General features: G+C 62.4%; 16 protein-coding genes. 10 read left to right on the top strand and 6 right to left on the bottom strand.

Annotated features, from left to right (window positions below):
• Positions 1–57 precede the first annotated feature (57 nt).
• On the bottom strand, positions 58–987 hold the full coding sequence (locus JZ00_RS02790) for an alpha/beta fold hydrolase (RefSeq protein WP_039592798.1): 930 nt from the start codon (positions 985–987) through the stop codon (positions 58–60).
• 298 nt (positions 988–1,285) lie between these two features.
• Here JZ00_RS02790 and JZ00_RS02785 point away from each other — a divergent pair, with 298 nt between their 5' ends.
• Both JZ00_RS02785 and JZ00_RS02780 read left to right on the top strand, forming a co-directional pair.
• Positions 1,286–2,362 (top strand): diguanylate cyclase, encoded by a 1,077-nt coding sequence (locus JZ00_RS02785; protein ID WP_039592799.1) that lies wholly within the window; start codon positions 1,286–1,288, stop codon positions 2,360–2,362.
• 74 nt (positions 2,363–2,436) lie between these two features.
• A complete protein-coding gene (locus JZ00_RS02780) occupies positions 2,437–3,675 on the top strand; it encodes a M20/M25/M40 family metallo-hydrolase (RefSeq protein ID WP_039592800.1) in 1,239 nt (412 codons plus the stop codon).
• A gap of 61 nt (positions 3,676–3,736) precedes the next feature.
• Here the strand turns inward: JZ00_RS02780 and JZ00_RS02775 are convergent, their stop codons facing one another.
• The 3 genes from JZ00_RS02775 to xthA all read right to left on the bottom strand — a co-directional run bounded on the left by JZ00_RS02775 (position 3,737) and on the right by xthA (position 6,719).
• Positions 3,737–4,075, bottom strand: a complete 339-nt coding sequence (locus JZ00_RS02775; RefSeq protein WP_039592801.1) for a DUF6124 family protein — start codon at positions 4,073–4,075, stop codon at positions 3,737–3,739.
• 344 nt (positions 4,076–4,419) lie between these two features.
• Positions 4,420–5,754 (bottom strand): substrate-binding domain-containing protein, encoded by a 1,335-nt coding sequence (locus JZ00_RS02770; RefSeq protein ID WP_039592802.1) that lies wholly within the window; start codon positions 5,752–5,754, stop codon positions 4,420–4,422.
• 152 nt (positions 5,755–5,906) lie between these two features.
• Positions 5,907–6,719, bottom strand: a complete 813-nt coding sequence (gene xthA / locus JZ00_RS02765; protein WP_039592803.1) for an exodeoxyribonuclease III — start codon at positions 6,717–6,719, stop codon at positions 5,907–5,909.
• Between the two features lie 175 nt (positions 6,720–6,894).
• On the opposite strand from xthA, the gene JZ00_RS02760 reads away from it, so the two are divergent.
• The 7 genes from JZ00_RS02760 to JZ00_RS02730 all read left to right on the top strand — a co-directional run bounded on the left by JZ00_RS02760 (position 6,895) and on the right by JZ00_RS02730 (position 18,036).
• Positions 6,895–7,539, top strand: coding sequence for a GNAT family N-acetyltransferase (locus JZ00_RS02760; RefSeq protein WP_039592804.1), 645 nt, complete (start codon positions 6,895–6,897; stop codon positions 7,537–7,539).
• A gap of 65 nt (positions 7,540–7,604) precedes the next feature.
• Complete coding sequence (locus JZ00_RS02755; protein WP_039592805.1) at positions 7,605–9,332, top strand: autotransporter assembly complex protein TamA; 1,728 nt, start codon at positions 7,605–7,607, stop codon at positions 9,330–9,332.
• Entirely contained in the window at positions 9,329–13,015 is a 3,687-nt protein-coding gene (locus JZ00_RS02750) for a translocation/assembly module TamB domain-containing protein (RefSeq protein WP_039592806.1), read from the top strand. The genes JZ00_RS02755 and JZ00_RS02750 overlap by 4 nt, the downstream gene beginning before the upstream one ends.
• Before the next feature lie 227 nt (positions 13,016–13,242).
• Complete coding sequence (locus tag JZ00_RS02745) at positions 13,243–13,716, top strand: MarR family winged helix-turn-helix transcriptional regulator (RefSeq protein ID WP_039592807.1); 474 nt, start codon at positions 13,243–13,245, stop codon at positions 13,714–13,716.
• On the top strand, positions 13,713–15,182 hold the full coding sequence (locus JZ00_RS02740; protein WP_039592808.1) for an efflux transporter outer membrane subunit: 1,470 nt from the start codon (positions 13,713–13,715) through the stop codon (positions 15,180–15,182). Before JZ00_RS02745 ends, JZ00_RS02740 begins: the two co-directional genes overlap by 4 nt.
• Positions 15,183–15,197: 15 nt before the next feature.
• Positions 15,198–16,394, top strand: a complete 1,197-nt coding sequence (locus JZ00_RS02735; protein ID WP_039592809.1) for an efflux RND transporter periplasmic adaptor subunit — start codon at positions 15,198–15,200, stop codon at positions 16,392–16,394.
• 112 nt (positions 16,395–16,506) lie between these two features.
• Positions 16,507–18,036 (top strand): DHA2 family efflux MFS transporter permease subunit, encoded by a 1,530-nt coding sequence (locus JZ00_RS02730; protein ID WP_039592810.1) that lies wholly within the window; start codon positions 16,507–16,509, stop codon positions 18,034–18,036.
• 51 nt (positions 18,037–18,087) lie between these two features.
• On the opposite strand, the gene JZ00_RS02725 is transcribed toward JZ00_RS02730, so the two are convergent.
• Entirely contained in the window at positions 18,088–18,855 is a 768-nt protein-coding gene (locus JZ00_RS02725) for a UDP-2,3-diacylglucosamine diphosphatase (RefSeq protein ID WP_039592811.1), read from the bottom strand.
• Positions 18,852–19,355 (bottom strand): peptidylprolyl isomerase, encoded by a 504-nt coding sequence (locus tag JZ00_RS02720; RefSeq protein WP_039592812.1) that lies wholly within the window; start codon positions 19,353–19,355, stop codon positions 18,852–18,854. Before JZ00_RS02720 ends, JZ00_RS02725 begins: the two co-directional genes overlap by 4 nt.
• 250 nt (positions 19,356–19,605) lie before the next feature.
• Between JZ00_RS02720 and JZ00_RS02715 the strand changes: the two genes are divergently transcribed.
• The gene (locus JZ00_RS02715) at positions 19,606–21,303 is read left to right on the top strand and encodes a glutamine--tRNA ligase/YqeY domain fusion protein (RefSeq protein ID WP_039592813.1); all 1,698 of its coding nucleotides are present in this window, start codon (positions 19,606–19,608) and stop codon (positions 21,301–21,303) included.
• Positions 21,304–21,307 lie beyond the last annotated feature (4 nt).

The following is a 21,307-nucleotide window of genomic DNA, read 5'->3' as shown; positions in this document are numbered from 1 at the left end:
CAGGACTTCATTCTCCCAGGGACTGATCGGCAGGCTCCCTCCCGGGCTGCACCTTGCTTACTGTCCCAAACCCTCGAGGAAGTCCCGATACAGCGCCGCGGTCTTGCCGGGTTTTTCAACCATCGGCATGTGGCCGACCCCGTCCCAGATTTCCACGCGCAGGTCGGCGATGCCCTTGCTCCAGACCGGCACGCTGCTGACGTCGATCAGCCGATCCTTGCGCCCCCAGAGCAACAACGACGGCGCCCGGATATCCCCCAGGCGAGGCTCCATCGGCGGGCTGGCGCGCAAGTCGACGAAGATCTCCGCCAATTCCTCCCGGCGCTGCTCGTAGCGTTGGGCCAGTGCGGCGAGTACGACGCTGGGCAGCCAGGGCGGGGAAGCCATGGTCATGGCGTAGAACGGCGCGAAATCATCCCGTGAATGAACCAGGAACGGGTTGTGGCCGGCGGCCAAGTGACGTTCCATGTCGCTGGGCTCGGGGGCCGTGACGCCGGCCGGGTCGATCAGCGCCAGGGTCAGCACCCGTTCAGGCGCAGTCGCCGCCAGCCACGCCGCGAGGTAGCCGCCCATGGAGTTGCCGATCACATGGACCTTGTCCAGGCCGCAGGCATCGAGCAATTCGACCACGCGCCGGGCCTGGGTCGGGATGTCGTAGCCGCCACCAGCCTTGAAGCCGGTTTCGCCATGGCCGGCCAAGTCCGGGATGATCACCCGGTAGCGGTTGACGAAAGGTCGGGCGAAGCGCAGCCACAGGTTCTTGTCGGCGCTGTAGCCGTGCAGCATCAGGATGCTGCCGGATGCTTCATAGGGCCCGCCTTGCCAGGTGGACACGGTCATTTCGCTGATGGGCACGGTGATTTTGTGCAGCCGATACAGGCGCGCCTCCAGAGCCATGCCCAAGTCATACAGCACGTGGCCGATGCCTGGATACGTCAACCAGCTCCAGGCGATGAACACGGCGAGCACTACCCACAACACCAGCATGTCTTGGCCCCCATGGGTTACGTAGGATTGTTGACCCGCGGGTCGAGCCGACGGATCAGGTGTTACGTAAGTGAAGCTGAAACCTTGGGATATCGCGACGACAGGTGTGCATTTGCTTTGATACGCGTTGTGTCGGACAGCAGGTTCTCCATCTCATGTATAGCCAAGATCCGCCAAGGACCGCTTCGCCTTGCACAAGAAATACCCCTCCAGTGAGTAATGGCTATTTGACTGCACCCTGATAGACTGCAGTCACCCCATCCCGGGAACTCGGGAGACCTGCGGTGCAGAGGCCTCTATGCAAAAAACCGGAAAAAAGGGACTCTCGCTGGCCAGGAGGCTATACACATCGCGCATCCTGGGCCTGGCGTTGGGGTTGCTGCTGGTCAGTGCCGCCGTCTATCCCCTTGACCCGGCGCCCTGGGTCTGGGGCTTGTTGCTGTTCAATGGCCTGCTCTGGCCACACCTCTCTTATCAATGGGCCCGTCGTTCGGCGGTGCCGTACCACGCTGAACACCGCAACCTGTTGATCGACGCGTTGCTCGGCGGATTCTGGGTCGCGGCGATGCAGTTCAATCCGCTGCCTACGGCCGTCACGTTGGCGATGATGTCGATGAACAACGTCGCGATTGGCGGCCTGCGTTTCCTGCTGGCCGGCGCGCTGGCCCAAGTGGCTGGCATTGCATTGGGGAGCGTGGTCTTCCCCTTGACCAGCGTGCCCATGACCAGCCCGACGCAGCTCTATGCCTGTCTGCCGCTGCTGTGCCTTTATCCGCTGGCGCTGGGTTGGATCTGCTTTCGCCAGGCCTACACCCTGGGCCGGCAGAAGCGTGAGTTGCTGGCGCTGAGCCGTACCGACAGCCTTACCGGACTGCTCAACCATGGCGCCTGGAAAGATCGACTCAATGAAGAATTCCAGCGCTGCCTGCGCCATCCACCAGACGAGGCCCTGGGCGCGATCGCGCTGATCGACATCGACCATTTCAAAGCCATCAACGACACCTACGGCCACGGCGCCGGTGACGTGGTACTGCGCCAGCTCGGCAAGCTGCTCAGGCAGAATCTGCGGGCTGCCGACATTGTCGGGCGCTACGGTGGCGACGAGTTTTGCGTGATCCTGCCGGACCTGACCCTGCACAAGGCGGTGCAGGCCATGGACGGCTTGCGCGAGCGCTTCGCCACGTTGGCCTACGAGCAGGACCCGGCGTTGAAAGTGAGCCTGAGCATCGGCCTGGCAGCCTTCAACCCGGCTTATGGCGATGCGACGGCATGGTTCAATGACGCCGATCAACTGCTTTATGAAGCCAAGTCCAGTGGGCGCAACCGAGTTGTCTGTCAGCGACATCTGCCAAAGTTGGAGGCGTCGACGGTCTAGAGCCTTGGCGTATTGTCGGGTAGGGTGCCCCTTGGTCTCTCTAGAGTATTTCCCGACGAAACAAGGATGAAATCATGACCGTTACCGCTCGTCGCTCCCGTCTCGCCGTCAGTCTTGGCCTGAGCCTGGCCCTTGGCGCTTTCGCCCCCGCTGCCTTCGCGCAACCCCATCAGCAAGTCTTGACCCATGCCGAACAGTACAAGGGCGAGGCCCTGAAACTGCTGGAACGGCTGGTGAACATCGACTCCGGTTCCGGTTATGTGCCGGGGCTGACCCAGGTCGGCGACATTGCCATTGATGAGTTGCACAAGCTCGGCGCCACTATCGAGAAAGTGCCGAATTCGGACGGCACCCAGCATGTCCTGGCGACATTCAAGGGCACCGGCAAGGCGAAGATCCTGCTGATGGCCCACATGGACACGGTGTTCAAGGAAGGCTCCGCCGCCGAGCGGCCTTTTCATATCAAGGATGGCCGGGCCTACGGGCCGGGTGTGATGGACGACAAGGGCGGTATCGTCGCCGGGATCTATGCATTGAAAGTGCTAAAGAACCTGGACTTCAAGAACTACGCGCAGATCACGTTCCTGCTCGACGCCAGCGAAGAAACCGGCTCGGACGTCGCCACCGACCTGATCAAGAAAACCGCCAAGGCCCATGACGTGACCCTCAACCTTGAACCGGGTCGTCCGGCGGACGGTTTGGTGGTGTGGCGCAAGGGCAGCGCAACCGCCCTGGTGGAGGTCAAGGGCAAGGCGGCCCACGCCGGTGTGGCGCCGGAGCTGGGGCGCAACGCCGCGATGGAAGCGGCGCACCAGATCCTGCAACTGGGCAAGCTCGGCGACGCGGAGAAGAAAACCACCATCAACTTCACCGTGCTGAAGGCCGGCGATCGGACCAATGTGATTCCTGACCAGGCAACGGCGAAGGCCGACGTGCGCGCAGCGGTGCCGGAGGAGTTCGATCGCATCGAAAAAGATCTCGCCCGAGTCTCGAAGGACAAACTGATCGCCGAGACCGAAGTCACCACCAGCCTGCAGCGCGGTTTGCCGCCGATGCCGCAGACGAAGGAGTCGGATCGATTGATGGCGATGGCCCAGGGCATCTATGGCGAACTGGGGCGCAAACTCACCGAAGAGGGCAGCGGCGGGGCGGCGGATGCCAGCCTCTCGGCTGGGGTTGGCACACCGACATTGGATGGTTTTGGCATCGTCGGCGGCAATATTCATACGCCGCAGGAATACGCCGAGGTCGAGAGCGTGGTGCCGAGGATTTATCTGCTGTCGCGGATGATCATGGAATTGGCGGGGCGGTAGCAGGCTGGCTTCTGTGGCGAGGGAACTTGCTCCCTCGCCACAGGGGAATGCGTTGCTTGGGCTAGCGCGGGTCGACGTTATCCAGCGCTCGATTCGCCAGCAGTCCGCCCAGTTCGATCAGCTGCAGGATGCCCAGGGCTACGTGCCGGCGCGAGCCGTCCAGGTCGAAGGCCAGGTCATTGATCATCGCGTTGGCCGAGGCCAGGGTTTCGCTGAGATTGGCGAGCAGGGACTCGGTGTCGATGCCGTTGATGAGGGTGAAGAGCTGGCTTGGGTCGGTTTGCGGTTTGCTGGATGTGGGTTTCAGGTAGTAATCGAGGGCGCGGTCTGCCGCCGCTTTGTCGAGTGCTTCCGAGTCGGCTGGATCGTTGTCCGGCGGGTTTGGGGTTGCTTTGAACATGATGAAACTCCTTGGTAATGGGAGCCACAACCCTTTGCTACCAAACATTGGGTGGCGGCTGTACGCAGGTTGGTAGACCGGGTACCAAGGCAAACCCAGCGCGCCGCAAGGCGCCCCGCGCACAGCCGCCATAATAAATATGCCGGAGCTGTGCGCCTTAGTTTTACCCGGGCTACCAAACCCGATCGCTGATTTTCAGCGACCGGGAAACAGTAAAGCCCGCCCTCAAGGCGCACAAGCCGGCGGATTCTGGCGTAGTTGTAGGCAATGGCGCAAGGCGCGGGAGTTCGGTCTTACACCGTGTCGAATGCGATAAACATCCAGGCTTTTGATGGCGTAACTTTCTAATAAACCCAAACCTCCACCCGCCGATTGCGAACCCTTCCTTCATCCTCACTATTGGCCGCCACCGGCATCAACGCGCCAAACCCGCGTACCTCGCGCAACGTCACGCCGTATTTGACCAGTTCGCGCCGCACCGCCATGGCCCGCAGCCTGGACAACAGGTCGGCTCGCGCCGGGTCGTCCTTGAGGTCGCCGAACCCTACGAGGGTCACGCGTCGGTCGGCCTTGCCGTGCTGCTTGATGTAGTCGAGCACGCGGCCCAGGTCTTGTTGGGCCTTGCTGTCGAGGCTGGCGCTGCCTTCTTCGAAACGGAAATTCACAGTCAGGCGCTGGGCATGGCGGCTCAGGGCCTGGTACCCCTCCGGCATCAGTGCGTTGGGGACGACAGCCATGGCCTGTACGGTCTGGGCGATGAAGCCGTTCGCTGCAACGATGGCCTGGCCCTGTTCACCTTGGGTGAAGTCCACCAGAGCTTCGGCCCAGGGATTGGCTTGCAGCGTGGGTAAGTAAAAGAACAAGCGCCGGGACAGGGGATAGTCCTCGGTGGCGATCAGGTTGTTCAGCGGCAACATGGGCTGGGAGGCACCGTCGACAATCGCCAGGGGCTTGGCTTGTCGCACATAGGGCAAACCGATAAAACCGATGCCCTGTGGGTCCTGGCTGACAGCGTCCGACAATTGCTCGCTGGATTCGAAGCGCCTGGCTGTAGGATCCAGCTTTTTGCCTTGTCGGTTGAGTACCAGTTCCTTGAAGGTATCGTAGGTTCCGGATTGCTCATCCCGCGCATACAAATGAATCGGCCCGCCGACGCCACCCACCGATTCCCAGGTCTTGGCCTCGCCGCTGAAAATGCGCGCCAGTTGCACGGTATCGAGCTGACGCAGTGGGTTTTGCGGGTGGAGGATGATCGCCAGGCCGTCGATGGCGATGACTTGCTCGGATGCAGGACTTTTCAGATCGCCAAGGGCCGCCAGTTCCTTCAGTTCGCTGTCCTTGATCGGCCGGGAAGACGCGGCCAGGTCGGCGTTGGCTTGCTTGAGGGCGATGAACCCGGTGCTGGAGCCGTGGGCGGCGATGTCGATGGTGACTCGCTGGCCGTCTGCGGTTTGCCCGACAATGCGTTGCTCGTTGTCGCGACCGGTGATTTCGGTGCTGACCTTGAGCAACCCCTGGTCTTCCATCAGCCCGCGGACGAGGGCCGGCGCCAACGCCGCGCCGATGGTGTTGGAACCCTGGAGGCGCAGGGCAGGGCCGTGATCAGGAATGGGCAGACGGCTGCTCCATGCCACGCATGGCAGCCAGAGGCCGAGGAAAAACACAACGCACAGCCGCATGCCGACACCTTGGGAAACCAGGGAAGTGCCGGAAGATTAAGTCAGTCGGGTTACTGAAAGATGACAGGGAAGCGACGCACGTCGAATGACCGGCGCGGTCAGGTGTGGGAGCGAGCAGGCTCGGTCCCACAGGGACAGGGCAGTCGCTTGGATCAGCTCAATTGCAACCAGATCGGCGCATGGTCCGACGGTTTTTCCATGCCTCGCAATTCATAGTCCACGCCAGCATCCTTGACCCGTGGCAGCAGGCCCTGGGACGCCAGGATCAAGTCGATGCGCAGGCCGCGCTTGGGCTCGTCTTCGAAACCGCGGCTGCGGTAGTCGAACCAGCTGAAGCGGTCGGTGACGTCCGGGTTCAGGTGACGGAAGCTGTCCACCAGTCCCCAGTTCTTCAGGCGGGCCATCCACTCGCGCTCTTCCGGCAGGAAGCTGCATTTGCCGGTCTTCAGCCAGCGCTTCATGTTGTCCGGGCCGATGCCGATGTCGCAGTCTTCCGGCGAAATATTCACATCGCCCATCACCACGACCGGTTGCTCGTTGCTGAAGCGTGTTTCCAGCAACTGCTGCAAGTCATTGTAGAAGCGTTCCTTGGCCGGGAATTTGGTGGGGTGATCACGGCTTTCACCTTGTGGGAAATAACCGTTCATGACGGTCACCGGCACACCATTGGCATCGGCAAAGGTGCCCCAGATGAAACGCCGCTGGGCATCTTCGTCGTCGGTCTCGAAGCCTTTGTGCAGCGTCAGTGGCGGCTGGCGCGAGAGCAGGGCGACACCGTAGTGGCCTTTCTGACCGTGGTAGTGCACGTGATAACCCAGGGCTTGCACCTCGGCCAGTGGGAACTGTTCATCGTGGACCTTGGTTTCCTGCAACCCGATCACGTCCGGCTGGTGCTTGTCGATCAGTGCCGCCAACTGATGGGGACGGGCTCGCAGGCCGTTGATGTTGAAGGAGACGATCTTCATGGTCGGCTGTCCTGGCAAAACTGCGATGCTAGCTGACATGTGGGAACGGGGCTAGCGTGGCAGTAGGACAAATGCACTGCTAATGTCCTTGGCATGTAGGAACGATCGCAACCCTGTCGGGTTCGTAGTCAATAAGAGCAGGGCCTCACCGAGCCCGCCCAGGAGACGCAACGCCATGCCTGAAACCGCCAATGCTGATATCCACATGCTCGACAGCGGTTATTCCCGCGAAGCGCGTTCATTGTTGTACCAGGCTTATCGCCACGAGCCGACCTTCAGCTACCTGTTCGAGTCCGAGCGTCCCGGGTATGAACAGCGGGTGCGAGCGACAGTGCGAGAGCTGGTCAAGCAGCATTTCTTCCAGGATCTGCCGGCAATCGGCCTGTTGGTCAACGACCGTCTGATCGGCATCGCCCTGATCGCGCCGCCGCAGCGCCGCCTGGGCATTACCGAAAGTTGGGCCTGGCGCCTGCGCATGGTGCTGAGCACTGGGTTTCGCTGTACCCGACGGTACTTGGAATATCACGCATCGGTGCTGGCCTGCCTGCCATCGGACTCGGTCCATGTGTTGCCGTTGCTCGGGGTGCACCCACAATTCCAGGGCAAACACTATGGCGAGCAGTTGCTCGAAGCGGTGCATAACTGGTGTGCGGTGGATGAACATTCCCAAGGCGTGGTGCTGGACACCGGCAACCCACGCTATCTCGACTTCTATAAGCGCCAGGGTTATGAGGAAATTGGCGAAGTTGCGGTAGGACCTGTCCGCGAGCATGTGTTCTTTCATGCAAACCCGCAGGTTCTGCAGAGCGCGACAGCTTAGTCGCACGAACTTTTGGGAATCGTCTGGCTCTATCAGGCTCCCAACCTCGTGATAGCATCCGCGCCATGAATTTCCCAGGACGAATGACCGGTGGCGCGCTTTTGCTGTCTCTCAGCTGCGCGGCGCTGGCACAAAGTGAATTGGATGTGCGGATCAAACCGTCCAATGACGAACTCAAGGCCAACGTAGAAGGGTACATCGGTGGCTTGGGCGATCGTGACGAAGACGCGTTGCTGCGCTTCAGTCGCGGCGCCGAGGAGCAGGCGCGCAAGGCGGCCCAGGCGCTGGGCTACTACCAGCCGCAGATCGACAGTGAGGTCCAGGCGGGCAAGGCGCCGCGCCTGATCCTGAGCATCGACCCCGGCGAGCCGGTGCACTTGCGTAATGTCACGATTCGCATCGACGGCCCGGCGGCGTCGCTCAAGCGTTTCCGCGTGCCTGACAACGCAGGCCTCAAGCCCGGTGCGGTGCTCAACCACGGGCGCTATGAAGACGCCAAGCGGACGATCCAGAACCAGGCCTCGCGCTATGGTTTCTTCAGTGGGCGGTTCATCAGCCAGACGTTGCGCGTGGACCCGCAGGCCGGTATCGCCGACATCGAACTGATCTACGACAGCGGGCCGCGCTACGCCTTGGGCCCGGTCAGTTTCGAAGGTGATACACCCTTCGATGAAGACCTGCTGCAACGCATGGTGCCGTTCAAGGCGGGTGCGCCCTACGACTCCGAGCTCATCGCCGAACTCAACCAGGCCTTGCAATCGAGCGGCTACTTCGAAGGCGTGCGCGTCGATGCGGCGCCCACCGCGGCCACTGACAACGTGATCCCGGTAGCGGTCAAGCTCGACACCCGCAAGCCTCGCACCATGGGGTTGGGCCTGGGGTTCTCCACCGACGTAGGCCCCCGCGCGAAGGCCAACTGGACGCGCCACTGGGTCAACCCGCAAGGGCATAGTTATGGCTGGGAAGCGGAAGTGTCGGCGCCGCGGCAGAACGTCGGCCTGTGGTACGACGTACCGCTGGACCCACCCTTGACCGACAAGCTGCGCTACGCCGGCGGCTACCAATATGAAGAGCTGGCCGGCACCGATACCCTCAGCAAATTGCTCACCGTGGGGCCTGAATGGCACAGCAAGTTGCCCAGCGGCTGGCAGCGGGTGGTGTCACTCAAATGGCAGCGCGAGGAATACCGTCTCGGTGACGATTCGGGCCTGAGTACGTTGCTGATGCCGGGCGTCAGCTATTCGTACCTGCGCAGCGATAACCGTATCGACCCGCACAATGGCTACCGCCTGCAATTCGACACCAAGGTCGCCAAGGAAGGGCTGGGTTCGGACAACAACCTTTTGTATGGCACCGCCATGGTCAAGGGCCTGACCACCGTGTTCGACAAGCATCGTTTCCTGGCGCGCGCCCAGATCGGCGGCAGCGCCACCAATGGCTACAAATCGATTCCGCCGTCCCTGCGGTTTTTTGCCGGCGGCGATCAGAGCGTGCGCGGCTATGACTACCAGAGCCTGTCGCCGGAAAACTCCGAGGGCGATCGCATCGGCGGCCGCTACATGGTGGCCGGCAGCGTCGAGTATCAATATTCGGTCGCGGAAAAATGGCGCGTCGCAACCTTCGTTGACCAGGGCAACTCTTTCAATAATCTCGATTTGCCAAGCCTCAAGACCGGCGTGGGTGTCGGCGTGCGCTGGGTGTCGCCGGTCGGCCCGATCCGCCTCGACCTGGCCCATGCCCTGGACGACGAGGGCGGCATTCGATTGCACTTTTCCATGGGGCCTGAGTTGTGAATCGCGGTTTGAAAATAACGCTGCTGGCCCTTGGCGGTTTGCTGGTGGCGGTCTTGCTGGCCTTGAGCGTGATGTTGGGCACGGCGTTAGGCAGCCGCTGGGCCCTTGGCCTGGTGCCAGGGCTGAGCGTCGAGAATTTCCAGGGGCGGCTGGGCGGGCAGTGGAATGCCGACCGGATAGTGTGGCAACAGGACGCCAGCCGGGTAGAACTCGATCAGCCGGTCTTTGCCTGGTCGCCGTTTTGCCTTTTGCGCATGACCCTGTGCATCGAACAGCTCAAGGCCGACAGGATCGCCTTGCAACTGCCGGCCTCTTCCGATGCGCCGAGCAGCGGTCCGATCAGCCTGCCGGACCTGGACTTGCCCCTGGCGATCGAGCTGGGCGACGTCCAGGTGGGCAGCCTGTCGTTCAACGGCAGCGAACAGCTCAAGGGTTTGCAACTGGCGGCGCACTGGACCGCCGAAGGTCTGCAGATCGATTCGGTGCAATTGCAGCGTGACGAGCTGAGCCTGAAACTGTCCGGCCTGTTGGAGCCGCGTGGGGACTGGCCGCTGAGTGCTGCGGGCCAGCTGACATTGCCCGCACCGGGTGCGACGCCTTGGGTGCTGGATTTGAAAGTCGACGGCGATCTGCTCAAGACCCTTGATCTTAGTGCTGACAGCAGCGGTTATCTGCAAGGTTGCCTCAAGGGCGATGTGCAGCCGCTCGCGGACAACCTGCCGGCCAAGGTGCGCATCACTGCCGACGGGTTCAAGGCCGGCGCCGACCTGCCGGACACGCTGTTGCTCAATCAGCTGGAGCTGACCGGCGAGGGTAATCTGAAAGAGGGCTACCAACTGCTCGGCAAGGCGAGTCTGCCCGCCGAGAAAGGCCCGGTGGCGTTGTCGCTCAGCGGCAAGGTTGACGCCAACGGCGCACACATCGCGGGTCTGGATCTGGATGCGGGCGACCAGCGAAGCCTCAAGCTCACCGGGCAACTGGATTGGCGCGAAGGCCTGAGCGCCGAAGCGAAAATCGCTTGGCTGGACTTCCCTTGGCATCGCCTCTATCCACTGATCGACGAACCGCAAGTCACGTTGCGCAGCTTCAATGGCGAAGTCTCGTACACCGATGGCAAATACCTCGGCAATTTCCAGGCAGCGCTGGACGGTCCCGCCGGGGCGTTCAGCCTGGACAGCCCGTTCAGCGGCGACCTGACGCAAATCCATTTGCCACAGCTCAAGCTCGGCGCCGGGCAGGGCAAGGCCGAAGGGCACTTGAGCCTGCAATTCGCCGATGGCATTGCCTGGGACACGGCGCTTGAACTGTCGGCCATCAACCCAGCGTACTGGCTTGGCGAGCTGCCCGGCACGCTGGCCGGGCCGTTACGCAGTAAGGGCGCGCTGAGAAACGACCAGCTCGAGCTCGAAGCGGACCTGGACCTCAAGGGCAAACTGCGCGGCCAACCGGCGCTGCTCCAAGCCAAGGCCAGCGGCGCGGGCGAGCAGTGGAACCTCGGTGCGCTGGATATTCGCCTGGGCGAAAACCGCATCAACGGCGCTACCAGCCTGCAACAAAAACTGACCGGCCAGATCGACATCAAGCTGTCACGGCTGGCCCAACTCTGGCCGCAACTGCGCGGCCAGGTCATGGGCCGTCTCGACATGGCGGGGACGCTCAAGGCGCCCCAAGGCAAATTCGGCTTGCAGGGCACGCAGCTGGCCTTCCAGGACAACCGCCTGCAAAGCCTGAACCTGGACGCGACGCTCGACAGCGGGCAGCGGGGCAAGGTCAATCTGAAGGCGAGCGGTATCAGCACCGGCGAAACATCGCTCGGCGTGTTGACGGTCAGCGGCCAGGGCGACATCAAGCAGCAGAAACTCAATCTCGACCTGCAAGGGCCGCAATTGGAAACCACCTTGACCCTCGACGGTTCGCTTGACCAAGGCAACTGGCGTGGACGCCTCGCCAGCGGCGACGTGCAAGTCGGCGGGCAAACCTGGCGCTTGCAGGCGCCGGCGAAGCTGGAGCGCCTGGCCAACGGCACGCTGAACTTCGGTGCCCACTGTTGGCGATCCGGCCAGGCCAGCCTCTGCGGGGAAGATCAGCGCCTGATACCGGAGCCAAGGCTGCGCTATCACCTCAAGCAGTTCCCCATCGAAAGCCTGGCCCAGTGGATGCCCAAGGACTTCAGCTGGCGAGGCCAACTCAATGCCGACCTGCAACTGGACCTGCCGGCCAGCGGCCCGAACGGTCGAGTGTCGGTGGATGCCAGCGGCGGAACCTTGCGGATTCGAGATAATGAGCAGGGCAAGGGGCAATGGCTGGATTTTCCCTACCAGACCCTGACGCTGAACAGTCGCCTGACGCCCACGCGTATCGACACGGATCTCAATTTCGTCGGTGCCCGGCTCGGTGAATTGATGCTCCAGGCCCGAATCAATCCGTTGCCAGCCAGCAAACCGTTGAGTGGCACCTTCCGGTTCAGTGGCCTGGACCTGTCGGTGGCCCGGCCGTTCGTGCCGATGGTGGAAACCCTGACCGGCCATTTGAACGGCAGCGGCACGCTGTCCGGTGGCTTGCTTGCGCCACAGGTCAACGGCAACCTCGTGCTCAGTGACGGCGAAGTGTCCGGCCCGCAATTACCGATCAGCCTCGAAGCCTTGCAGGTACGAGCGATGATCGCTGGGGAAACGGTACGCCTCGAGGGCGATTGGAAAAGTGGCAAGGACGGGCAGGGCCGCCTGGCCGGGAACATCGGTTGGGGTGAGGCCCTGACGCTGGACCTGGCGCTCAAGGGCTCGCAACTGCCGGTCACCGTCGAGCCCTATGCGGTGCTGGACGTGGCGCCGGACCTGAACATCACGATGCAAGGGGAGCGGCTTTCGATTGCCGGCAAGGTCCTGGTGCCCAAGGGCGAGATCACCATTCGGGAACTGCCGCCGTCCACGGTCAAGGTCTCGGATGACACGGTGATCGTCGGCCACCAGACTGAAGAGGGCAAGGCGCCGATGGCCATGGCAATGGACATCGACGTGATCGTCGGCCAGGAAAAACTCGCCTTCTCGGGTTTCGGCCTGACGGCCAATGTGAAAGGACAGGTGCACATCGGCGACAACATGGACACCCGCGGCGAACTCTGGCTCAACGACGGTAAATACCGGGCCTACGGACAGCGGCTGACGGTGCGCCGTGCGAGGTTGTTGTTCGCCGGGCCCATCGACCAGCCGTACCTGGACATCGAGGCGATCCGCCAGACCGACGATGTCATCGCCGGCATCCGCTTGAGCGGCAGCGCCGAACAGCCGGCCACGCAGATTTTCTCGGAGCCGGCGATGAGCCAGGAGCAGGCCTTGTCCTATCTGGTGCTGGGCCGGCCATTGAGCACCACCGGGGAGGATAACAACATGCTCGCCCAGGCAGCGCTGGGCCTGGGCTTGATGGGCAGTTCCGGGGTGACCACCAGCCTCGCCAATAACCTGGGGATTGAAGATTTCCAGCTCGACACCCAAGGCAGCGGCAACGACACCAGCGTGGTCGCCAGCGGCAACCTGTCGGAAAAACTCAGCCTGCGCTACGGCGTGGGTGTGTTCGAACCGGCCAACACCATCGCGTTGCGCTACAAGCTGAGCAAGAAGGTCTACCTCGAAGCCGCGAGCGGCGTCGCCAGTTCACTGGATATCTTCTACAAGCGCGATTTCTGATCCCTGCTCAAAACAACCTGTGGGAGCGGGCTGGTTCGCGAATGCGGTGCATCAGCTAAAAAAAATTGCTGACTGACGCACTGCCTTCGCGCGAGCCAGCCCGCTCCCACGCGTCTGTTTGTGCATAGCAAGCTAACTATTTGTTTGACATTTGCTGCCTAAGCAGTAACATCTCGACATACATTCACTGCCTAGGCAGCAAACCGTACTCTGATAACGGTACCCAGATGAAGCACTTCACCCCGGACGAATTCCACAATTGCCATCTCGGCATGCTGCTCGGCCGCGCCGCGCTGCTCAAGGATCGGATCATCGACACGCACATGGAGCCTGTCGGCATCACCGCCGCGCAGTTCAAGGTGCTGATCATCATGGCCCAGCACGGCATCGACACGCCGGTGGAGCTGTGCCGGTACCTGTCGCTGGACAGCGGCTCAATGACGCGGATGCTCGATCGCCTGGAGCAGAAGGGCTTCCTGGTTCGCCAACGCTCGGCGGAGGATCGCCGCCAGGTTCGCCTGGTGCTGACCGAGGCCGGCCAAGCGTTGGCCGATCGCCTGCCGTTTATCGGCGCCGACGCCATGAATCAACTGGCCGGTGCCATCAGTCGCGAGGAGCTGCAGACCCTCGAGAACATCCTCAAGAAAATACTGCTCGCCGCCGGTGATCCCATCACTGTGCTGCGATTGGGGGAAAAATGAAGCGTCAAACCTTGCGTACCCGCCTGAGCCTGGTGCTGTTGGCCATGAGCCTGGCCGGTTGTGCCAGCTACAGCGGCCTGGAGACCGAAGGCGTCAGCCTTGAGGCCAAGAGCCTGCAGGCGGGACAGTCCCTGACCGGCGTCACATTGTCGCCAGCCTCATGGCCGAAAAGCGACTGGTGGAAGAGCCTCGGCGACCCGCAACTCGACGGCCTGATCCGTGAAGCGCTGCGCGACAGCCCGGACATGCAGATCGCCAGCGCCCGGGTCCACCAGGCCAGCGCCGCAGCCTACGCCGCCAATGCCGCACGCCTGCCGACCCTGGATGCCAGTGGCAGCGTCAGCCGTTCACGCCTGGCCCGCGACCAGGACCCGCAAGGGCAGGGCGGGGCCTACAGCACCTTGCGTTCGCTGAGCGTGGATTTCAATTACGACTTCGATTTGTGGGGTGGCCAGCGCGCCGCCTGGGAAGCCGCCCTCGGCCAGGCCCGCGCCGCCGAGATCGACCGCCAGGCAGCGCAACTGACCCTGGCCGCCGACGTGGCCCGGGCCTATAGCGACCTCGGCCAGGCCCACATCATTTATGACTTGGCCAACGAAGACCTCAAGCGCACGCGGCAGATGCTCGACCTGGGCAAGCGCCGCCTCAGCGCCGGGATCGACAGCGAGTACCAATTCCAGCAGACCGAAAGCCTGGAGGCGAGCGCCGACGCGACCTTGATCGACGCGGAGAAACGCCTGCAGAGCGCCAGGATCGCCCTGGCCGTGCTGCTGGGCAAAGGGCCTGATCGGGGCAACGAAATCGCCCGGCCCCATGTGCTGCAGGCCAGCGCGGTCGCACTGCCGTCGAACCTGCCGGCCGAGTTACTGGGTCGCCGTCCAGACCTGGTCGCCGCGCGGTGGCGGGTCGAGGCGGCGAGCAAGAACATCGAGGCCGGCAAGACCAACTTTTACCCCAACCTCAACCTGAGCGCGGCGGCCGGGGTGCAATCGTTGCTGGGGGACGCGATGTTCGGTTCGGCCAGTCGTTTCTTCAACGTGGCGCCGACGGTGTCGCTGCCGATTTTCGATGGCGGGCGCCTGCGCGCTGACCTGGATGCCCGGGACGCCGACTACGACCTGGCGGTGGCGCAATACAACAAGAGCCTGGTCGCGGCCCTTGGCGATGTCAGCGACACCATCAACCAGTTACGTGACATCGGACGGCAGATCGGCGCCCAGCAACACGCCGTGGATATCGCACAGAACTCCTACGACACCGTGGTCCAGCGCTACGGCTCGGGCATCGGCAATTACCTGGACGTGCTGAGCATCGAGCAGCAGTTGCTCCAGGCCCAGCGCCAACTGGCAACGCTCAATGCCGAGCAGATCGATTTGTCGATCCAATTGATGCAGGCCCTGGGCGGCGGCTTCGACACCCAAACCGTGGCTTCGGCCACACCGGCCGCCACCGCGCCGACTCACTGATTCGAGGTATTTGTCATGGCAACTGCCCAAGCAACACAACAAACCCCACAGGACGCTGGCAACCCGCGTAAACGCAAGGTAATGCTGCTGGCCCTGACCTTGGTCGTCATTCTCGGCGGCGTGGGTGTCTGGGCCTGGCACGAACTGTATGGCCGCTGGAGCGAAAGCACCGACGATGCCTACGTCAACGGCAACGTGGTGGAAATCACCCCGCAAGTCACCGGCACGGTGGTGAGCATCGGCGCCGATGACGGCGACCTGGTGCGCGAAGGCCAGGTGCTGGTGCAGTTCGATCCGAACGATGCCGAAGTTGCGCTGCAAAGCGCCCAGGCCAACCTGGCCCGTACCGTGCGCCAGGTGCGCGGCTTGTACAGCAATGTCGACGGCATGAAGGCGCAAGTCCATGCGCAAGAAGCCGAAGTGCAGAAGGCCCAGGAGAACTACAACCGACGCAGGAACCTGGCGGCGGGCGGGGCGATTTCCCAGGAAGAACTGTCCCATGCCCGGGATGACCTGACCTCGGCGCAGAACGCGCTGGCTAATGCTCGGCAGCAGCTCAAGACCTCCAGCGCGTTGGTGGATGACACCGTGGTGTCGTCCCATCCCGACGTGCAAGCCGCCGCCGCGCAACTGCGCCAGGCCTATTTGACCAACGCGCGCAGCACCTTGATTGCGCCAGTGACCGGTTATGTCGCCAAGCGCACCGTGCAACTGGGCCAGCGAGTGCAGCCGGGTACGGCGCTGATGGCGGTCATTCCGCTGGATCAGTTGTGGATCGACGCCAACTTCAAGGAAACCCAGCTGCGTGACATGCGCATCGGCCAGCCGGTTGACATCGAGACCGATCTCTATGGCAGCGATGTGAAGTACAGCGGCACGGTCGACAGCCTGGGCGCCGGGACCGGGAGTGCATTCGCCTTGCTGCCGGCGCAGAACGCCACCGGCAACTGGATCAAGATCGTCCAGCGGGTGCCGGTGCGCATCCATATCAACGCCGAGGAGCTGGCCAGGCATCCGCTGCGGGTCGGACTGTCGACCCAGGTCGACGTCAACCTGCATGACCAGAGCGGGCCGGTACTGGCCCAGCAGCCACCGCAAAAAGCCACGTTCAGCACCCAGGTCTATGACCGCCAGCTGGCCGATGCCGACGCGATGATCACACGGCTGATCCATGAAAACAGTGCGGTGGCGGGCAAGACCGCACAGCGCTGAGGTAGCGCTGCTGCATCCTGTGGCGAGGAGGTAAATCCCCTCGCCACAGGGCGTAACTCCATTCCATCGGGGCGCCTGTAATTCACCACCTCCGCTTCATAGGATTTTCGCAATGAGCAATAACGCGTCCTTCACGCCGCCCAGCCTGTTGCTCAGCACCATCGGGTTGTCGCTGGCGACGTTCATGCAGGTGCTCGATACTACCATCGCCAACGTCGCGCTGCCGACCATCTCCGGCAACCTGGGCGTGAGCTCGGAGCAGGGCACCTGGGTCATCACCTCGTTCGCGGTGAGCAACGCCATCGCACTGCCGTTGACCGGGTGGCTGAGCCGTCGGTTCGGCGAGGTGAAATTGTTTTTATGGGCGACGATGCTGTTCGTCCTGGCCTCGTTCCTGTGCGGGATCTCCACCTCGATGCCGGAGCTGATCGGCTTTCGCGTGGTCCAGGGCCTGGTGGCCGGGCCCTTATACCCGATGACCCAGACCCTGCTGATTGCCGTATACCCGCCAGCCAGGCGCGGCATGGCCCTGGCGTTGCTGGCGATGGTCACCGTGGTGGCGCCGATCGCCGGGCCGATCCTCGGCGGCTGGATCACCGACAGCTATAGCTGGCCGTGGATTTTCTTCATCAACGTGCCCATCGGGATTTTCGCGGTGATGGTCGTGCGCCAGCAGCTCAAGGCGCGGCCGGTGGTCACCAGTCGCCAGCCGATGGATTACGTTGGCTTGATCACGCTGATCATTGGCGTCGGCGCGCTCCAGGTGATTCTCGACAAGGGCAATGACCTCGATTGGTTCGAGTCGAACTTCATCATTGTCGGCGCGCTGATTTCGGTGATCGCCTTGGCGGTGTTCGTCATATGGGAAATGACCGACGGCCACCCGGTGGTCAATCTGCGGCTGTTCGCCTATCGCAATTTTCGCATCGGCACCATCGTCCTGGTGGGCGGTTACGCCGGGTTCTTCGGTATCAACCTGATCCTGCCGCAATGGTTGCAGACCCAGATGGGCTACACGGCCACCTGGGCCGGCCTGGCGGTGGCGCCGATCGGTATCCTGCCGGTGTTGATGTCGCCCTTCGTCGGCAAATACGCCCACAAATTCGACTTGCGCCTGTTGGCTGGGCTGGCCTTCCTGGCGATTGGCCTGAGTTGTTTCATGCGCGCCGGGTTCACCAATGAAGTGGACTTCCAGCACATCGCCCTGGTGCAGTTGTTCATGGGCATCGGTGTGGCGCTGTTCTTCATGCCGACCTTGAGCATCCTGATGTCGGACCTGCCGCCGCACCAGATCGCCGATGGCGCGGGGCTGGCGACCTTCCTGCGAACCCTGGGCGGCAGCTTCGCCGCGTCCCTGACCACTTGGATCTGGATCCGCCGGGCCGACCAGCACCACGCGTACCTGAGCGAAAGCATCAGCACCTTCGAGCCCGCCACGCGCGAGACGATCAATCAGCTCGGCGGGGCGAGCACACCGGTCTATGCCCAGCTCGACCAGATCCTCACCAGCCAGGCGTACATGCTTTCCACCGTGGATTACTTCACGTTGCTGGGCTGGGCGTTCATGGGATTGATTTTGCTGGTATGGCTGGCGAAACCGCCGTTCGCGGCGAAAGCGGGACCTGCGGCCAGCGGTCATTGAACCAACTCGACCCCCTGTGGGAGCGAGCAGCTCGCTCCCACAGGCGGGGATCTATGTGCGGCTGGGGATTGCGTCAGGTGCCGGTAGTTGTGGCGGCGGGGCAAACCCGAACGGCGCCAACGCAAACCCCTGTTCATCCACCTGCAACGCCCACCCTTGCTTGTCCCAATCCCCCAGCACGATGCGTCTCGCTGCGTGTTCGCCCAGTTGCAGCTTGTGAATGGCGGGGCGGTGGGTGTGGCCGTGGACCAGGGTCTTCACGCCATATTGCTGCATGACCCGCGGGATCTCTTCGGGCGTGACGTCGACGATGTCGTTGGCTTTCATCCGCGTCTGGGTGCGGCTTTCGCTGCGCAGCTTGCGCGCCAGTTTTTGGCGGCTGCCCAGCGGCAGGTGGCGCAGGATGAACAGCGTGACAGGGTTACGCAGCCAGCGGCGCAGCTTCATGTAGCCGACATCCCGCGTGCAGAGGCTGTCGCCGTGCATCAGCAATACCGGCTCGCCGTTGAACTGCACGACACTCGGGTCCTTGAGCAACGTGCAACCAGCCGCTTTGCAGAAAGCCTGCCCGAGCATGAAGTCACGGTTGCCGTGCATGAGGAATATGGCCGTGCCGCTGTCGCTCAATTCGCGCAGGGCCTGGCAGATGGAACGCTGGAACGGCGTCATGGCATCGTCGCCGATCCAGGCCTCGAAAAAGTCGCCGAGGATGTACAACGCTTGCGCCGAGCGGGCGCGTGTGGCGAGTAAATCCAGAAACGCCCGGGTGATGTCCGGGCGCTCCTCTTCCAGATGCAAGTCTGAAATCAGCAGTATCACTCAATGATCTCGGCTTTCTCGATGATCACGTCTTCTGCCGGGACGTCTTGGTGGCCAGCCTTGGAGGTGGTGGCGACGCCTTTGATCTTGTCGACCACGTCGGTACCGGCGGTGACCTTGCCGAATACGGCGTAGCCCCAGCCCTGGACGTTCTTGCCGCTGTGGTTCAGGAAGGAGTTGTCGGCGACGTTGATGAAGAACTGCGCGGAGGCCGAATGCGGCTCCATGGTGCGGGCCATGGCAACGGTGTATTTGTCGTTGGAGAGGCCGTTGTCGGCTTCGTTCTGGATGCTCGGGCGCTTGTCTTTCTTTTCTTTCATGCCAGGTTCGAAACCGCCGCCCTGGATCATGAAGTTGCCGATGACACGGTGGAAAACGGTGTTTTCGTAGTGGCCGGCCTCGACGTATTCAAGGAAGTTCTTAACGGTGATCGGAGCCTTTTCGGCGTTCAGCTCCAGGACGATGTCGCCATGGTTGGTGGTCAGTTTGACTTGGGTCATGATCACTACTCTTTCAAGGAATTCGTGGGTTTCGGGGGCGCGGACGCCCGCAACCGGTCTGGCTGTAATCGGCCAGGCTGGGCAGTTTAGCGCGCCATGCGCGAATTTCGAGGCTGTTTTTCATCTGGCTGTCGAATAAATTCAATCGTTTGCCGGCCTGGCCTGTCAGGTGCTTGACAGCATCGGCTATGATACGGGCTTTGATTTATCAGGCCGCACCCGGCCGCGCACTTGTATGTTCAAGGATCCTATGAGCAAGCCCACTGTCGACCCTACCTCGAATTCCAAGACCGGCCCGGCCGTGCCGGTCAATTTCCTGCGCCCGATCATCCAGGCGGACCTGGATTCGGGTAAGCACACGCAGATCGTCACCCGCTTCCCGCCGGAGCCCAACGGCTACCTGCACATCGGTCACGCCAAATCCATCTGCGTGAACTTCGGCCTGGCCGAAGAGTTCGGTGGCGTCACGCACTTGCGTTTCGATGACACCAACCCGGCCAAGGAAGACCAGGAATACATCGACGCGATCAAGAGCGACGTCAAGTGGCTGGGTTTCGAATGGGCGGGCGAAGTGCGCTACGCCTCGCAGTATTTCGACCAGTTGCACGATTGGGCGGTCGAGCTGATCAAGTCCGGCAACGCCTACGTGTGCGACCTGACCCCGGAGCAGGCCAAGGAATACCGCGGCAGCCTGACCGAGCCGGGCAAGGACAGCCCGTTCCGTGACCGCAGCGTGGAAGAGAACCTGGACCTGTTCGCCCGCATGCGTGCCGGCGAGTTCCCGGACGGTGCCCGTGTACTGCGCGCCAAGATCGACATGGCCTCGCCGAACATGAACCTGCGCGACCCGATCATGTACCGCATCCGTCATGCCCATCACCACCAGACGGGCGACAAGTGGTGCATCTACCCGAACTATGACTTCACCCACGGCCAGTCGGACGCCATCGAAGGCATCACGCATTCGATCTGCACCCTGGAATTCGAAAGCCATCGTCCCTTGTACGAGTGGTTCCTGGAGAAGCTGCCGGTGCCGGCCAACCCGCGCCAGTATGAATTCAGCCGCCTGAACCTCAACTACACCATCACCAGTAAGCGCAAGCTCAAGCAACTGGTGGACGAGAAGCACGTCAACGGCTGGGACGACCCGCGCATGTCGACGCTGTCGGGCTTCCGCCGTCGTGGCTACACGCCGAAGTCGATCCGCAATTTCTGCGAGATGATCGGCACCAACCGTTCCGACGGCGTGGTGGATTTCGGCATGCTGGAATTCAGCATCCGCGACGACCTCGACCACAGTGCGCCGCGCGCCATGTGCGTGTTGCGTCCGCTGAAAGTCGTCATCACCAATTACCCGGAAGGCCAGGTCGAGAACCTCGAACTGCCGTGCCACCCGAAGGAAGACATGGGTGTGCGCGTCCTGCCGTTCGCCCGGGAAATCTACATCGACCGTGAAGACTTCATGGAGGAGCCGCCAAAAGGCTACAAGCGCCTGGAGCCCGCTGGAGAAGTGCGCCTGCGCGGCAGCTACGTGATCCGCGCCGACGAGGCCATCAAGGATGCCGACGGCAACATCGTCGAGCTGCGTTGCTCGTACGACCCCGACACCCTGGGCAAGAACCCGGAAGGTCGCAAGGTCAAGGGCGTGATCCACTGGGTGCCGGCTGCCGCCAGCGTCGAGTGCGAAGTGCGCCTGTACGATCGCCTGTTCCGTTCGCCGAACCCGGAGAAGGCCGAAGACAGCGCCAGCTTCCTGGACAACATCAACCCTGACTCCCTGCAAGTACTCACTGGTTGTCGTGCCGAGCCTTCGTTGGGCAACGCACAGCCGGAAGACCGTTTCCAGTTCGAGCGCGAAGGTTACTTCTGCGCGGATATCAAGGACTCGAAACCCGGTGCTCCGGTATTCAACCGTACCGTGACCTTGCGCGATTCCTGGGGTCAGTGATCAA

The organism is Pseudomonas frederiksbergensis, assembly GCF_000802155.2.
In the GTDB taxonomy this organism is placed as follows: domain Bacteria; phylum Pseudomonadota; class Gammaproteobacteria; order Pseudomonadales; family Pseudomonadaceae; genus Aquipseudomonas; species Aquipseudomonas frederiksbergensis_A.
Note: the sequence above shows the minus strand (reverse complement) of the source record. Positions and strands in the feature narration are given on the sequence as shown.